The sequence below is a fragment of the Flavobacterium sp. LC2016-23 genome (assembly GCF_009674775.1).
Taxonomy (GTDB): Bacteria; Bacteroidota; Bacteroidia; order Flavobacteriales; family Flavobacteriaceae; genus Flavobacterium.
Genome location: NZ_WKKE01000016.1, coordinates 54,926 through 69,686, shown reverse-complemented (window position 1 = coordinate 69,686; position 14,761 = coordinate 54,926). Strand labels below are relative to the sequence as shown.

Annotated in this window: 15 protein-coding genes; 7 read left to right on the top strand and 8 right to left on the bottom strand. The window is 36.0% G+C overall.

Annotated elements, in window-relative coordinates; translation table 11 throughout:
- Positions 1-116 precede the first annotated feature (116 nt).
- The 4 genes from GJU43_RS14575 to GJU43_RS14560 all read right to left on the bottom strand — a co-directional run bounded on the left by GJU43_RS14575 (position 117) and on the right by GJU43_RS14560 (position 6,242).
- On the bottom strand, positions 117-686 hold the full coding sequence (locus GJU43_RS14575) for a hypothetical protein (protein ID WP_154341492.1): 570 nt from the start codon (positions 684-686) through the stop codon (positions 117-119).
- A 63-nt stretch (positions 687-749) separates the two neighbouring features.
- The gene (locus tag GJU43_RS14570; protein ID WP_154341491.1) at positions 750-4,178 is read right to left on the bottom strand and encodes a hypothetical protein; all 3,429 of its coding nucleotides are present in this window, start codon (positions 4,176-4,178) and stop codon (positions 750-752) included.
- A gap of 271 nt (positions 4,179-4,449) precedes the next feature.
- Complete coding sequence (locus GJU43_RS14565; RefSeq protein ID WP_154341490.1) at positions 4,450-4,866, bottom strand: hypothetical protein; 417 nt, start codon at positions 4,864-4,866, stop codon at positions 4,450-4,452.
- Between the two features lie 461 nt (positions 4,867-5,327).
- Entirely contained in the window at positions 5,328-6,242 is a 915-nt protein-coding gene (locus tag GJU43_RS14560) for a glycine zipper family protein (protein ID WP_154341489.1), read from the bottom strand.
- A gap of 155 nt (positions 6,243-6,397) precedes the next feature.
- On the opposite strand from GJU43_RS14560, the gene GJU43_RS14555 reads away from it, so the two are divergent.
- Positions 6,398-6,754, top strand: a complete 357-nt coding sequence (locus GJU43_RS14555) for a helix-turn-helix domain-containing protein (RefSeq protein ID WP_195760051.1) — start codon at positions 6,398-6,400, stop codon at positions 6,752-6,754.
- 80 nt (positions 6,755-6,834) lie between these two features.
- Here GJU43_RS14555 and GJU43_RS14550 read toward each other — a convergent pair whose 3' ends face one another.
- Together GJU43_RS14550 and GJU43_RS14545 are read right to left on the bottom strand one after the other, a co-directional pair.
- Complete coding sequence (locus GJU43_RS14550) at positions 6,835-8,094, bottom strand: aspartate kinase (protein ID WP_154341487.1); 1,260 nt, start codon at positions 8,092-8,094, stop codon at positions 6,835-6,837.
- 140 nt (positions 8,095-8,234) lie between these two features.
- Positions 8,235-8,705, bottom strand: a complete 471-nt coding sequence (locus GJU43_RS14545; protein ID WP_154341486.1) for a GNAT family N-acetyltransferase — start codon at positions 8,703-8,705, stop codon at positions 8,235-8,237.
- 171 nt (positions 8,706-8,876) lie between these two features.
- Between GJU43_RS14545 and fbp the strand changes: the two genes are divergently transcribed.
- On the top strand, positions 8,877-9,884 hold the full coding sequence (fbp, locus tag GJU43_RS14540) for a class 1 fructose-bisphosphatase (protein WP_154341485.1): 1,008 nt from the start codon (positions 8,877-8,879) through the stop codon (positions 9,882-9,884).
- Positions 9,885-10,049: 165 nt separating this feature from the next.
- On the opposite strand, the gene GJU43_RS14535 is transcribed toward fbp, so the two are convergent.
- A complete protein-coding gene (locus GJU43_RS14535) occupies positions 10,050-10,481 on the bottom strand; it encodes a TerB family tellurite resistance protein (protein WP_154341484.1) in 432 nt (143 codons plus the stop codon).
- A gap of 171 nt (positions 10,482-10,652) precedes the next feature.
- Here GJU43_RS14535 and GJU43_RS14530 point away from each other — a divergent pair, with 171 nt between their 5' ends.
- The 5 genes from GJU43_RS14530 to GJU43_RS14510 all read left to right on the top strand — a co-directional run bounded on the left by GJU43_RS14530 (position 10,653) and on the right by GJU43_RS14510 (position 14,048).
- Positions 10,653-11,246, top strand: a complete 594-nt coding sequence (locus tag GJU43_RS14530) for a HupE/UreJ family protein (RefSeq protein ID WP_154341483.1) — start codon at positions 10,653-10,655, stop codon at positions 11,244-11,246.
- A 5-nt stretch (positions 11,247-11,251) separates the two neighbouring features.
- Complete coding sequence (locus GJU43_RS14525; protein WP_154341482.1) at positions 11,252-11,683, top strand: dCMP deaminase family protein; 432 nt, start codon at positions 11,252-11,254, stop codon at positions 11,681-11,683.
- Positions 11,684-13,261 carry a S41 family peptidase gene (locus tag GJU43_RS14520; RefSeq protein ID WP_154341481.1) on the top strand — a complete coding sequence of 526 codons (1,578 nt, stop codon included), beginning with the start codon at positions 11,684-11,686 and terminating at the stop codon, positions 13,259-13,261.
- A gap of 15 nt (positions 13,262-13,276) precedes the next feature.
- On the top strand, positions 13,277-13,642 hold the full coding sequence (locus GJU43_RS14515) for a nuclear transport factor 2 family protein (protein WP_154341480.1): 366 nt from the start codon (positions 13,277-13,279) through the stop codon (positions 13,640-13,642).
- Between the two features lie 94 nt (positions 13,643-13,736).
- Positions 13,737-14,048: a hypothetical protein gene (locus tag GJU43_RS14510; protein ID WP_154341479.1), complete on the top strand. Its 312-nt coding sequence runs from the start codon at positions 13,737-13,739 to the stop codon at positions 14,046-14,048.
- Positions 14,049-14,154: 106 nt separating this feature from the next.
- On the opposite strand, the gene GJU43_RS14505 is transcribed toward GJU43_RS14510, so the two are convergent.
- The gene (locus GJU43_RS14505) at positions 14,155-14,760 is read right to left on the bottom strand and encodes an FAD-dependent oxidoreductase (protein ID WP_154341478.1); all 606 of its coding nucleotides are present in this window, start codon (positions 14,758-14,760) and stop codon (positions 14,155-14,157) included.
- Position 14,761 lies beyond the last annotated feature (1 nt).

The window sequence follows — 14,761 nt, the reverse complement described above, 5'->3', positions numbered from 1 at the left end:
CAGGATTTAGAGGGCAAGGTTATTTGTATGTTAACAGCTGATTTGCTTTTAAAACAGTTTGGCACAAAAAAAGGAACCATTAAATAGTTCCTTTTTCTATACTGGTAAAATTATGCTTAATCCTGAATGTACGTTTTGTTGCCGTTTGCGTTGATATAATATTTACCGCCTCTTGGCCCTGTGTATACTTTTTTACCATTGTACTCCCCGGTAACTTTATCAGCAACTTTTGGTGCTTTTTCGTTGGTTTCCTTCAATGTTTTGGCAGCTGTTTTTTTCGTTGCCGTGCCATCTTTCTTGACTGCCTTAACTTTGGTATCGGTTTTAGCTTCTGTTTTTTTCAAGTCCGCTTTTGTGCTTTCCTCTTTGGCAGCTTTTTTGGCTTTTGCAGCTTCGCTTTTGGTCTTTGCAGCATCAGTTTTTGCTTTTGCTGATGCATCGGTAGCTTTGTCTGCTGCCTTTTTTGCTTTTGCAGCTTCTTTTTTGGCATCTGCAGAGGCTTGGTCTGCGGTCGCGTTTTTAGCTTTTGCCGTTTCTTTTTTGGCGTCTGCTACTTCCTTATCAGCTGCTGCTTTTTTCTTTTTAGCAGCCGTCTCACTTTTTGCCTTAGTCGTTTTTGTGGTTTCCTGAGCATAAAAATTACCGGACAGCACTAACATAAAGCAGAATAATACTAATTTTTTCATAAGTTAAGGTGTTAGAATTTCAATTAAAATTAATCAATTTATGTGAATGTTTCCTGGAAAGCATTAAAAATAAGCGCGAAGCTGAATATTTCCGGTATGAATGGTGTTTCCGGTTTCGCTTTTGCGGCCCTGATAGTTTAAATTGATGTCTAAAAACTGGGTTATATTCTTCTGCAAAAGAAGTTTCCAGACTAAATTCTGCCCCGCCTGAAGCCCTTCTAACATTTGAAATCCAACAGATGAAAATTCATTCCCCGTAAATTTATTTTCATAAAAAGAGAACTCACCACTTATGGTTACTTTTTTTTCACCGGCATACGAAAAAGAAGTTCCGATTCGGTTTTGGGCTAAAGTTTCTAAGTTTCCGGTCTGATTCTTTTTGTTTTGTAATTCATAAAAGAAATCCAGGCTGGTGTTTTTTGAAAACAAATAGCTGATTTTCGGGGCAATCTGATAGCCTTCCAAATCATAATTTTTTTCTGTAAAATCTTCAGAAACTAATGTGGTTTTGATTGTTTTGGTAAACCAGTTAAACAACCAGCTTTTTTGATACAGATGCGTGTATTGCAGTTGATGGGAATTGTTCCTGACTTCTTGTGAACCAATCGAAAGCAAATTTTTCCCCTTATTGATCAGATAAGAATAGGTTACTGAATGGTTCTGTTTTCCACGGTTATAATAAAGGCTGTTTCTGAAACTGGAATTTAGCCCCAGCATATTTTCATCAGAAGTATTAAACGGATTCAGTTCGAAATGACCTCCGTCATTTTTTACCTTTCGGTCCATAATAAACGAAGTCTGGTTGTAAAAATAAGAGACCAGTTTTTTGAAACCAGTCTCGTTTTGCCATTGCAGCGGATTTAAGGTTACCGATTGCGAGAACTTATTCTGATTGGTTTTGATGTAAATCTGATTCGGTAAAAAGATGCGTATAAACTTGGCCTGATCCGGAAAAGGAGCAATTTCAAACTCTTCCAGTTCCTGAATTCCGTTGCCGTTATAATCATTCCAGGTATAAACTCCCTGTCCCGTTGGAACTTCTACGTACGTAAATTCCTGTTGTGCAATAGTTCCGGAACTGGTTTCATAAGTTGTCCCGATTTGCATCAGCTGATTGAAGAAACGATCGTTATAGAGAATTCTGGAATTTAAAGAAGGTTCACTTTTACGGGCTGTATCCGTAAAAGCTAAAGTCCGGTAACTCGCATAAACCGCTAAATCTGTTTTTTTGTTCTGGATTAATTTCGATTTCAGGACGTACATTTTCGAATCATTGACATGCTGTAAAAAACCATTTTGCAAACTGTCATTGCGGCGCTGCAAATACCCCAGTTCTACAAAAACTTTTGTACTGTCGCCGCGTCCCATAAAAACGCCATATTCTGAAAACCGCTGGCTCAACGCCGAAAACTGATTGTTGGTTTTGTCTTTTTCCTGATTATCTTCGATCTGAACACTTCCGCCAACCCAGTTTTTTCCAAAATGATATTTGGTTTTGGTTAGGTTTCTTATGAATTTGGAATTTGAATTTGTAGCATCAGAACTTAGGAAACTTCCGCGATTTTCAATTGTCCAATTATTCAGTTTAAAGAAAGCGTTGGCCGTATGGCGTCCCCCGGAATAACTCTTGGTAAAATCTAATTTTTCGAATTGATAGGTAAACAAACCTATATTAGTGGTTTCTTTTTTAGAGAAGAGATCAAAATTAAGACCTGTAACCAGCAAACTCTGATTTCCTAAAAGGGTCGAATTTAAATTCCAGTCGCGATTAAATTCTATGTTGTATAAACGCTCTACGGACCTGAAATCTTCCTGTACAAACTGATAATTGGCAAAAGCATCCAATGTCCATTCTCTGGTAAAAAGACGTTTTTTGACATTCGTTTTTACAGCAACACCTTCATTATTCGAATCATCAATAGTTGAAAACAGATTTTTATCGTTATTGCTCACTGCAATTTCAAAATCAACCAGCGTTTTTTCATCCGGATTGTATTTTCCTAAAAACGTAGCCACCTGAATTTTCATCGGTGCGGTCAGTTTTACAATCGGCTCGTAATTTCCCTGTAAAATACCATTTACGGGAGCAACATATTCGTAGATACGCTCGACCGAATTGTTATTCTGAATGACATAATTCCCAAGATTATTTCCGACAAGACTAAATTTTACATTGTATAAAACATCAGTTGAATTATTCGAATATTCATAAACGTCAAGACCGTTCAAAATGATTTTTTTGTATAAAATTTTATTGTCTGCATAAGCCTCTTCATAAGCAGAAGGAGCTGTCATCTGGTTCTGGTCATCTCCGGCCTGAGCAAGAATCCGGACTTGGGCTGTAGAAAGGTTTTGCTGTAAGGGCTGATTTTTTAAATCACTTTCAGAATAGATATAACCTCCGAAACTCCAGCTTTTATTTTCATGTGTAGCTCCGGCATACGTCACTAATCGGTTGTAATTTCGGTCGGAATACTGGTATTCAATGGTAATACGCATCTCTGACGTGATTGTAAAAAGCGACGTAAAAACAATTTCGCCCGCATTGTAATCAATCACATAATCGTTGTTTTCGCCGCGTTTTAGTAAAACACCATTTACGTAAACACGTTCTGAACCCGAAATTACCAGAACATACAACTCCCCGTTTTGTCCTTTTAATTTATAAGGTCCCTGATTGCCTTCCTGTCCTACAAAAGTACTTTTGGCGTATTGCCCTTTCACAAAGGCAACCGATGCAAAAATATTGGTTTTGCTTTTTTCCGTATCAAAATCAAAGCTTGCGGCAATTCCCTGAACTTTTTTATTGAAGCTTAAAAATTGTGTTTTCCTGTTTTCTAAAAAGACATCACCAGCCCGAATGTTCCAGTCATCGCTGAAAAGTTCCATGAAGATATTGTCAAACTGATCCAGTTTTTGGGAATAGCCGCCATCCTGCAATGGGATATTGCTGTCCTGAAGTGAGGCTCTTAAACTTACTTTGTCGGATATTTTTCCGGTAATCTGGAGATCTAAATTCGAATTCAAAACGGTGTTCTGATTATTGCCGACCGTAACACCGCGTGTGATGCTTCCGGAGGTATTTAATCCGTCAAACGGAATGGCTTTTTTGGTGGAGTTCTCAATTTTATACAATTTGTCAGTGGTAACATCATTGCTCACCACCTGACTGTCATTGTATAAACTGTATTCTTTGGTTAAAAAATCGGGATAGTTTAGATAATTTACAATTAAGGTATCGGAATCTGAAACAAAATTTTCCTTTAAAATTAAACTTCCCTTAGCAAAATCGATCTTATAAAAAGCAGTATCAATCAGTTCGTTTTTTGAATTTAAAAGTTGAAAGAAGCCTGAATTTATGCTGAATTTTTCCAATTGAATAGTGTCTTTCGAAACCGGAACTTTTTTGGTTTTGTACAGGGAGTTGCTTTCCTGCGCGTGAAGCCCGGAATAAAAAACAAACACCATCAAAAAAAGTAATTTTTTCAACATAAAGACTTTAACTCCAAAAAGTCAAAAGTAGTATTTAATAGTGGTAAAATGAAAAGGCAGTCTGCTAAAACAGAAAAGGCTTTGCTTTTGGACAAAACCTGATTTTGCTATTCGAATTTCCAGTAATCACTATAAAAAGTATGGTGTTTGCATTAAATGGTGCTGGTTTCAAAGTGAGTTATGATTTTATTGTCTAAAAGATAAATCGTGTCAGCAAGATTTTTAAGGATATTGAAGCGGTGTAAAATAAAAAATGCAGCACATTTTTTTTTTAGTAATAGTTTCGCGTGAAGAACATTATGGTAATTACCCAAAGCAATAAGGCATGCACGTAACTGTACCCTACTATTTTTAGCCCATTATCTGTATTGGTATTTGTTAAATGACCAACCTGATGTGCTAAGTAAATAATATAGGTTAATTCAAATAAGTTTAAAATTTGAAGAGGATAAATAGACCACTTTTGCAGCTCTTTGTACTCAATAATATTTAGTGCTGATAACGGATAGAAGTTCTGAATATCTTTTAAAGAGTAACTGGTCTGGAAAAAATAAAACCAGATAATTTTGAAAACAGGAACTAGTAAAAAGATACATTCTGCTTTTATGACAGCGTCCCAAAGACGATAAAACTTTAACTCCCTGTCAGAGAAAGTCAGGCCAATATAAAGTATAGTAGCAATTAGCATAGTTTTAATTAGGAGAATGACCGGAATAAACACATACCCGATCCATTGCCGTTTTTTTTGAAAGCCGATGAAATTTTCAATCTGTTTAGAGATGAGTTGCTCGGAAAATGAATGGAAAGGTAAATAATCAAAATGAATCGCTTTCTTAAAAATTTCTGCAATTAGAATAAAGAGAATAGAAAGTATTAAGTACTTGAAAAAAGGGTTTTTCATAAATTAAGTGAGGGGATTAAGGAATTTTCTTGGGATATTTCATTCCCCAACGCAACAGAATAAGACTAATAATAGCCCAAATAAATGCTAAATACATTTTTAAGTCACATCTGTGAGCGATTATTTCTTCTATAGAAAAGGGTTCCCAATTAAAAAAAAATAACCAAAACATTAAAATAATATATACTGGGCTAACTATGTAGTTGTTAATTAAAATGAGTTTTTTTATATTGTTGGGTTTCATAATGTTATTTAATAAATTTTATCGTAGTACTTTCGTCAGCTAGTAAAACAGTATTTATTAGTGAATCAGAGTTGTCAAAAATGTTAGAATCTGTTTTGTCCGAGTCATTTGCAAGTAAGATATCATTATAAAGATCCTTATAATTTATATGCAAGATTTTTGATTCTTTACGTTCCATTACGCAATCTACAAGTACCCACGCAAAGGTTGTAAGACCACTGCCAACAGCGCCTTTAGCTGCTCCAAAAACTGCTCCTGCTACTATTCCGGTTGCTGTTCCTACTCCTGGTAGTGAGACAGTTCCAACTGTTGCGCCTGTTATTGCGCCACTAACAGCACCCACCAAAGCTCCAGTAGCTACAGCTCTTCCAATATTTTTGCCTTGTTTTGCAACACAGTCTCCGAAACCTGAGCTTTTTCCAGTTCTGTTGATTTGTGATTTGTTTAAAATATTGCTTATTTCATTTGTAGTTTTTTCAATCGTATTGAATATAAAATTAGTTTCCTCTTTAAATTCTGATGAAAAACCACCTTCGTTAAGTGAAATTCTTTTTGAATTTAAAAGCACGATAATTTTATTATCATAACAGTTCACTAAATTCTGATAAAAACTAAGCATGAATTGACTTTCCTTATTATTGTAATGAGGTGCTAGTGTAATTTTAATTGTAGTTTCTTTGGGAATATTTTTATTCTCCATTTCCTTAGCTGGAACTGTTTTAAAATATTTAAGATATTGATCGATATTGTCTTCGTTGAAATGTATTTTGTGGAAGATGTTAATCTGATTGTCTATGGATTTATTTAAAATAGCATAATCAATATTTTCAGGAGATTCTTGTTTTATTGGATCATTCGTACTACATGAGTTTAGCAGACTAATAAATAGTAATAATGTGATTAGTAAAATCTTTTTCATAATAAAGTACTTTAATAATTAGTAATCAACTTAATTTATGAGAACAAACTTACGAATCATTTCAAATAGGTCTTAGTCGATTTTCGGTTATTTAAAACCGATTTTCGGTTTAATGTAAAATATTTCCTATGTTTACTGCCGAAAATGTTGATTATATGAATAGGATAGTAGGAAATAAGCTAAAAAAGTTACGTCAGGCTAATGACATGTCTCAGGAAGCAGCAGCAAATGGTTTGTGTATGTCCCAATCTGCTTATGCACGCATAGAAAGAGGTGAAAGCTGTTCATGGGCGAGTTACATCAACAGAATCTGCGAATTTTTCCAGTTGACACCGGAAGAACTGGTGAAGGATGAGGAAGAAACAATTACCAAAAATAATGATTTGATAAAAGAAAATGAAATGCTAAGTGCATTGCTTAATGTGTATAGGGAAATAATAATGATACGTGAAGGTGAAATTCTTGTACTCAAAGCAATCATTGAAGATCTAAAAAATAATAGAGCAGAATAGTAAAAAAAAAGACCTCATTTATGAAATGAAGTCTTTTGAGTATTTTTGAATTCTATAATTAACGGTAAAGCCAGAAAAAATTAATTGATCTCTTTCGTCACAATCTGCATCGTTTCACGGCTTACCTGTTTTAATAAAACCGCTTTGTTTTCTTCAACAGTCTGGGCTGCCTGTTCGGTGAAGTGACGAATCGTGTATAAAGTCACATTCTCGTTGTAATCCACTTTGAATTTCTTGGAGAGGATTGCATTCAGGTCATTAAAATTCTCAAATTTATCTTCCACACAAACCGAAAAACTAATTGCAGAATTCTGAATTAGGTTGACCTTGATTTTGAATTCGTGGAACAGAGCAAAAATTTCACTAATGTTTTCCTCCATGATAAAAGAGAAATCAATCGAGGAAAGCGAAATCAGAAGCTGGTTTCTTTTTACGATAAAACACGGATATTGCGGTTCTAAGTCAACTCCTTTTGATACACAGGTTCCTTTTAGTAAAGGATTGATAAATGATTTTACATACAGCGGAATTTCTTTTTTCTGTAAAGGCTGTAATGTTTTCGGGTGAATGACAGTTGCACCGTAAAAGGCCAGTTCGATAGCTTCACGATACGAAATCTGATTAAGCAAACTCGCATTTTCAAAATAACGCGGATCGGCATTCATAACGCCGGGAACATCTTTCCAGATTGTTACGCTTTCGGCATTCAGGCAATAAGCGAAAATTCCGGCAGTGTAATCGGAACCCTCACGGCCTAAAGTCGTAGTGAAATTATTTTCGTCCGCACCCAAAAATCCCTGAGTGATGTTTAATGTTTTTCGGGGTACATTTTTGCTGATATTCTTTTGGGTTGCTTCCCAGTCTACTTCAGCATCACGGTAGTTGGAATCGGTTTTTATGAATTCACGTACATCCAGCCATTGTGTTTTGATGCCCATAAAATTCATAAAATGGCTCAGAATTGTAGTCGAAATCAGTTCACCAAAGCTTACCACCTGATCATAAACAAAGTTGTAATTTGGAGATTTGTTATGTGCTAAAAAATATTCCAGATCCGAAAATTGTGCTGTTACCGCTGCAAAAACAGGGTGCTTTTCATCATCAAACAAGTCCACTAATATCTGATTGTGGTATTTTTTTATCTCCTGTACAGAAGAATTCAGTTCCCCTGATTTATCAAAATAATTTTTGATTACCACTTCAAGCGCGTTTGTTGTTTTTCCCATTGCCGAAACAACCAGAATCACATCCTCATAACCCACTTTTTGCAAAACGTCATATACGTTTTTGATTCCTTCGGCATCTTTTACGGACGCTCCTCCAAATTTAAATACTCTCATTCTTAATTTTAGATTTTTAATTTTAGATTTCAGCTTGAATTGAAATCTGGTACTTTGTTATTTTTTTCCACGAATTCCACGAATATATACTAATCAATTCGTGCTAATTCGTGTAATTCGTGGCAAAATGTATTTTGTGATTATTTTTCCAGAAAAGAATTAATTCCCGCTTCGTCCATTTGAACCACCTGCCAGTCTTCAAGGATTCGTGCACCGGAATTTTCATAGAATTTTACCGCCGGCGTATTCCAGGCCAGAACATTCCATTCTACTCTTCTTACGTTATCTTTTTTTCCCTGCTTCATGATTTCGGCGTAGAGGGCAGAGCCCAGACCGGTACCACGCATTTTATCCTTGACAATTAAATCTTCCAGATGTATGGTTTTTCCTTTCCAGGTAGAGTAACGGTAGTAATATAAGGCGATTCCAACAATTTCTTCTTCAACCTCTGCCACAAATACATGAAACAAAGGGTTTTCGCCAAAACCGTCACGTACTAAATCATCTACTGTTATTACAACTGCATCGGGCTCTTTTTCGAATATTGCCAGCTCCTGTATTAATCCTAAAACCGATTCCATGTCTTCCGGATTTCCTTTTCTAATATTCATATATTCTTATTATTAAGCGTTTATTAGCTAAAATAGTATGGTTTTAGTACTCAATTTTTGCTTTTGGTTACCAAATATACAATAGTAGCAAACTAACGAAATAATTTTTAAACCATTCTCACAAAAAAAACGATATTTGTGACTTAAAATTAAAACTACAACGATATAGTAATGGAAGAACGCAATAAAACACTGGGAGAGTTTATTATTGAGAACCAAAAAGCATTTCAATACTCATCGGGGGAGTTATCCCGAATTATCAACTCTATACGTTTGGCGGCAAAAGTGGTCAACTATAAAGTAAACAAAGCAGGATTAGTGGATATTATTGGCGCAGCAGGCGAGCAGAATATTCAGGGAGAAGACCAGCAAAAACTAGATGTCTATGCCAACGAAGTATTTATCCAGACGTTAATAAACCGTGAGATTGTCTGTGGTATTGCTTCTGAAGAAAACGACGATTTTATTACTGTTCAGGGGAGCGACAACAGTCATAATAATAAGTACGTGATCTTAATGGATCCTTTAGACGGATCATCAAACATCGATGTCAATGTTTCTTTGGGAACTATCTTTTCTGTTTTCAGAAGAATTACGCCAATTGGAACTCCGGTGACCAGCGAAGATTTTCTGCAGCCGGGCGTAAATCAGGTGGCTGCCGGATATGTGATTTACGGAACATCAACAATGTTAGTCTACACCACAGGCCACGGCGTAAACGGGTTTACTTTAAATCCGGCTATCGGAACATTTTATCTGTCACATCCCAATATGAAATTTCCGGTTGACGGAAACATCTATTCGGTAAACGAAGGTAATTATGTACATTTTCCGCAGGGCGTAAAAAACTACATCAAATATTGTCAGAGAGAAGAAGAAGACAGACCGTATACTTCCAGATATATCGGAAGTCTGGTGTCTGATTTTCATCGAAATATGATCAAAGGCGGAATTTATTTGTATCCAACGAGTTCGAAAGCACCAAAAGGAAAATTACGTTTGTTGTATGAATGCAATCCAATGGCGTTTATTGCAGAACAGGCGGGAGGAAAAGCAACAGATGGTTTCGGACGAATTATGGAAATCCAGCCAACCGAACTGCATCAAAGGGTTCCTTTCTTCTGCGGAAGTTATAATATGGTCGAAAAAGCCGAAGAATTTATGGCAGAGGCGAAGTAAGTCTCAGTCTCGGTTTTCAGTCTCAGTTACCAAACCCGGCAGGTTTTAAAACCTGTTGTCGGGTTTACAGATATAAAAAAACCGACAGAATCTACGATTTGTCGGTTTTTTTATTTTATTCTCAGTCTCGCTATTCAGTCTAAAACTGTCAACTGTGACTGTAAACTATTTATTCATGTTTTCCATTTCGAATGAAAAAGTATCCAAATCAACTTTTTTATCAATCAGGCATAACGCTTTAGAAACAATATAATCAACGTTTCCGGGTGTAAAACCTAAAGCCAGTGCCATACGTTTTAACATCACTTCCTGTTGGTCTCCTAAATGGTGGTCAATATGTACCATTCTCGCTAAATCATACAAACGTTCAACGCGTTGTGCATATAAATAAGGTGGGTTTATGGGGTGCTTCCACGGATCGTTAAGGATCTCCTTGTATTCTTCTTCTGAAATTTCTAGTCTTGAAGCTAGTTTGTCAAGAAAAGATTGCTCTTCCTCATTAATTTTTCCGTCAGCAAAAGCTACACGTACAATTGCAGAGAAATGACCTTTATTTCTTTGTTTGAATTCGTTATCAAATAATTCTGAAAATGACATAATTAATCGGTTTTTTATCGAGCAAAGATAAATCTTATTTTAATTTAACAAATTTAAATTTCTCATAAAATTTAACTTATTTTTCTTCGTTGTTTTAAAGCAGGGTTTTCTTGAATTTTCAAAATTAATCGTAAGTTTACAACCCCTTAATCAATTAATACTAGTACCGCTATGTCACAATTTTGGATTTATTTTCAAATAGGATTAAAGCATGTTTTAGATATTCATGCCTACGATCACGTTCTTTTTTTAATCGCATTAACAGTTCCTTACACCTTTAAAGACTGGAAACGTATTTTATTGCTCGTTTCCGTTTTTACAATCGGTCATACCGTAGCTTTGGTACTTTCTGTTTTTGGAATTATAACTGTAAAAGTGAATATTGTGGAGTTCTTAATTCCGATCACCATTTTAATAACGGCTTTGTATCATTTGTTTACAGCAGGCAAAGCATCTAAAAATGACGGCGTGAATCTGATCTTTTTTGTGACCTTGTTTTTTGGTATTATACACGGACTTGGATTTTCAAATTATTTCAAGACGATATTAGGAGGTAGCGCAACCTCAAAATTACTACCTTTGGGAGAATTTGCATTAGGAATTGAAGTAGCGCAACTCGTAGTAGTCTTTGTGGCTTTGTTATTATCATATATAGTGCAGACGGTTTTTCGTTTTTCGAAACGCGACTGGGCATTGGTAATGTCAGCTTTTATTATTGGAGTGGTCATTCCTATGATTATTGAAAGCCCTATTTGGAACAGATAAAATAAATGGAAGTAAATAAAATAAATAAATACGATAAAGCGTATTTGCGAATTGCCAAAGAGTGGAGTTTACTTTCGTATTGTAAACGGAAACAGGTTGGTGCCATTATCGTAAAAGACCGGATGATTATTTCTGATGGTTATAACGGGACACCATCCGGATTTGAGAATTGCTGCGAAGACGAAGAAGGATTAACGCGCTGGGATGTTTTACATGCCGAGGCAAATGCCATCCTGAAAGTAGCAAGATCAACACAGTCCTGCGAAGGAGCGACTTTGTATATTACACTTTCACCCTGCAAAGAGTGTAGTAAGTTGATACATCAGTCAGGCATAAAGAGAGTCGTGTATCAGAATGGATACAGAGACGACTCGGGAATTCAGTTTTTAATAAAAGCAGGTATTGAAGTAGCACATATTCCCGATTTAGAAGAGTAAATGAAAGTAAACTCAAAATATTTACCCCTTGTTATAGGAGCCGTATTTGCTCTTGGCACAGTCCTCGGAAGCCTGATGAATGCTCCCGTTGATGATCAGCTTTTGGCTAAAAATTACTCCAAAACAAAACTGAACAAACTTATTGATTTTATCAATAACGAATATGTAGACAGCGTCAATACAGATTCGATTGTAAATCTGACGGTCGACAATATACTGTCTAAGTTAGATCCGCATTCCGTTTACATTCCCCCAACCGAACAGGCAGAAGTGGCCGAAAGTATGAAAGGGGACTTCGTGGGAATTGGAATCAATTTTTATATGTACAAAGATTCGGTTGCCATCATAAGACCCGTTGAAAATGGCCCTTCGGCGAAAGCAGGATTGAAATCCGGAGACCGGATTTTATTTGCCGGAAAAACCAAATTGTTCGGCAGAAAACTACCTTCTGATAGCCTTTTTTCACAATTAAAAGGAATTAAAGGTTCTGAAATAGAACTTACTGTTTTCAGAAAATCGGAACAAAAGAAACTGAAGTTTAAAATCAAAAGGGATATTATTCCGATAAAGAGTGTTGATGCTTCTTTGTTTCTTGGAAATAAAACCGGTTATATCAAAATAAACCGTTTTGCGGAAACCACTTATACAGAATTCAAAACAGGCTTGGCGCGTTTACAAAAAAAAGGAATGCAGTCCTTGATCATTGATCTTCGTGACAATGGCGGCGGCTATATGGAAGAGGCGGTTGCTATTGCGGATGAATTCCTGAAAGATAAACAACTGATTGTTTTTACCAAAAGCAAAAATGGAACGACCGATAAAACGTATGCCAATAAAGGGGGAAGTTTTGAAAACGGTAAAGTATATGTCCTGATTAATGAAAATAGTGCATCGGCAAGTGAGATTCTGGCCGGAGCGCTTCAGGATAATGACCGTGGAATTATTGTAGGACGCCGTTCTTTTGGAAAAGGACTGGTGCAGCGTGAAATGGATTTTAATGACGGATCAGCGGTAAGGCTGACTGTTGCAAGATATTATACGCCAACCGGAAGGTCAATCCAGAAACCATATAAAAAAGGAAACGAAGAATATTATAAAGAAGCTGAAGACCGCATTAAATCAGGTGAACTTTATGCGAAAGACAGCATAAAAGTAGCGGATTCCCTAAAATTTAAAACACCAAAAGGGAAAATCGTCTACGGCGGAGGCGGAATCGTTCCGGATGTTTTTGTGCCAATGGAGGCAGAACACGGAAATGAAAATGTGGCCTATCTGATGCAGACCGGAATTGTGGGGCATTTTGTTTTTGAAGAGCTGGACAAAAATCGAAATGCATTTGAAGGACTTCATTTTAATGAATTTCAGGCTAAGATGAAAAATTCGGAGGAGTATTTCAAAAAATTCAGGAATTATATTTTAATGACTGGTTTAGACTTGAAATTAGATAAAACCAAAGCTTTGGTTAATCGCTATATTAATGCTGAATTTGCCAGACAATTGTATGGTGAATTGTATTACTACGATGTAATCCTGAAAGAAGATGCGATGGTTAAAGCCGTTTTGAGTCCAAAAAAGTAATTTTAACTTTATACAATGGAAAAAAGCAGTGTTGTAAATGCAGAAATTGAACTTCTGACTGCAATTAAAAATGCGGATGTTTCAGCTTTAGAAAATATCCTGCATGATGATTTGCTTTTCAGCTTACCCAGCGGACAAACGATCACTAAAGAATTTGATCTGAATACGTATCGGTCCGGTAAAATGAAAATTGATTTTCTTGAAGCCTCAGATCAAATCATTAATTGTATTGGAGATACAGCAATTGTTAGTGTCGCGGTTTTATTAAAAGGCAGTTACGACAATAATCCGCTGGATGGAGTTTTCCGTTATATTCGGGTTTGGAAACAATTTGGAGAAGACCTGAAAGTAATTGCAGGCAGTTGTACGGAACTAAAGTGAAACTACAGCAAATAATAATAATTTTTTAAAACAGGATGTAACAAATTTCGCTTAAACAGTAGCGAACTTTACGGTTAAAATAATAATTTATAATATGAAAAATTTAAAAAGAATAGGTGCTCTGATTGTTTTAATGACTTTTGTAATTTCTTGTGCCTGTATGAAAGATAAAAACACGATTTCCGGAAAAGTAGAATCTGTTGAATTCGGTAAAGATGGTTATACTGCTAAGATTAACACAGATAAGAATGAAGTTTATTTTGCAACGATCAGTATTGTCAATGTGGGTGGGCCGGAGCATTATAAAGTGCTAAAACAAGGTGATGAGGTTTCTTTAAAAGGGGAATTCTGGAAAACAGATACAGAGAAACATATCAAGGTAAAAGAAATTGTTTCGGTGAAATAAATCTTTAGGGAATTAAAAAAAAGCCATTAAGAGATTAAGAAAATTAAGTTTCAAAACTTAACTGCTTTAATCTTTTAATGGTTTTTAATTATATAAGAAGTTTATATTATCGAATACTGTCGTGCGAATGAGTCTGAACACCATTGTTCCATACAGTAAGAATATCGGTTGCTACAGCAGCACCACTTCCGGCAGCAATTGCCAGCTGGCTTCTCCAGCCTGCCAAAGTCCCGATCACATAAATGCCTTCCACTACTTTATGGTCGTCGTTTTTAAGCTGAATGCGTTGCTTTTCCGGTAATGCTTTTTTATGAGGTTCAATATACTTCATTAAACCTTCGATGTCAAAAGTATTGGCGGAACCAATTCCTATGACGATGCTTTTGGTCTGGTAAGAATTTTTATTGGTAGTAACCGTAAATTCAGGAAAAGATCCTTCCACTTTGATTACTTTTTCATTGGCGATCTGCGTAATATGCGGATACGTTACTGCCAGATCCTGTATGCTTTCAGAAAGTAACTCCGAGCCCAGTTTACCTGGCGTTATGCCATAAGCATTGTAGAAAATCGCTTCCTGTAAAGAAGAATTTTTCTGATGCGTAAAAATTCCGATTTTTTTATCGCCTGCAAAAGCTTTGTTTTTGGCGGAACCTAAAACGAGAGCACAAGACATGCCCGAAACGCCTCCGCCGATAATTAAAGTGTCAAACATA

What these genes read in the sequence shown, in the direction of transcription:
- GJU43_RS14575 (WP_154341492.1), bottom strand. Translation starts at nt 686, where the DNA reads ATGAAAAAATTAGTATTATTCTGCTTTATGTTAGTGCTGTCCGGTAAT.
- GJU43_RS14570 (WP_154341491.1), bottom strand. Translation starts at nt 4,178, where the DNA reads ATGTTGAAAAAATTACTTTTTTTGATGGTGTTTGTTTTTTATTCCGGG.
- GJU43_RS14565 (WP_154341490.1), bottom strand. Translation starts at nt 4,866, where the DNA reads ATGCTAATTGCTACTATACTTTATATTGGCCTGACTTTCTCTGACAGG.
- GJU43_RS14560 (WP_154341489.1), bottom strand. Translation starts at nt 6,242, where the DNA reads ATGAAAAAGATTTTACTAATCACATTATTACTATTTATTAGTCTGCTA.
- GJU43_RS14555 (WP_195760051.1), top strand. Translation starts at nt 6,398, where the DNA reads ATGAATAGGATAGTAGGAAATAAGCTAAAAAAGTTACGTCAGGCTAAT.
- GJU43_RS14550 (WP_154341487.1), bottom strand. Translation starts at nt 8,094, where the DNA reads ATGAGAGTATTTAAATTTGGAGGAGCGTCCGTAAAAGATGCCGAAGGA.
- GJU43_RS14545 (WP_154341486.1), bottom strand. Translation starts at nt 8,705, where the DNA reads ATGAATATTAGAAAAGGAAATCCGGAAGACATGGAATCGGTTTTAGGA.
- fbp (WP_154341485.1), top strand. Translation starts at nt 8,877, where the DNA reads ATGGAAGAACGCAATAAAACACTGGGAGAGTTTATTATTGAGAACCAA.
- GJU43_RS14535 (WP_154341484.1), bottom strand. Translation starts at nt 10,481, where the DNA reads ATGTCATTTTCAGAATTATTTGATAACGAATTCAAACAAAGAAATAAA.
- GJU43_RS14530 (WP_154341483.1), top strand. Translation starts at nt 10,653, where the DNA reads ATGTCACAATTTTGGATTTATTTTCAAATAGGATTAAAGCATGTTTTA.
- GJU43_RS14525 (WP_154341482.1), top strand. Translation starts at nt 11,252, where the DNA reads ATGGAAGTAAATAAAATAAATAAATACGATAAAGCGTATTTGCGAATT.
- GJU43_RS14520 (WP_154341481.1), top strand. Translation starts at nt 11,684, where the DNA reads ATGAAAGTAAACTCAAAATATTTACCCCTTGTTATAGGAGCCGTATTT.
- GJU43_RS14515 (WP_154341480.1), top strand. Translation starts at nt 13,277, where the DNA reads ATGGAAAAAAGCAGTGTTGTAAATGCAGAAATTGAACTTCTGACTGCA.
- GJU43_RS14510 (WP_154341479.1), top strand. Translation starts at nt 13,737, where the DNA reads ATGAAAAATTTAAAAAGAATAGGTGCTCTGATTGTTTTAATGACTTTT.
- GJU43_RS14505 (WP_154341478.1), bottom strand. Translation starts at nt 14,760, where the DNA reads ATGTTTGACACTTTAATTATCGGCGGAGGCGTTTCGGGCATGTCTTGT.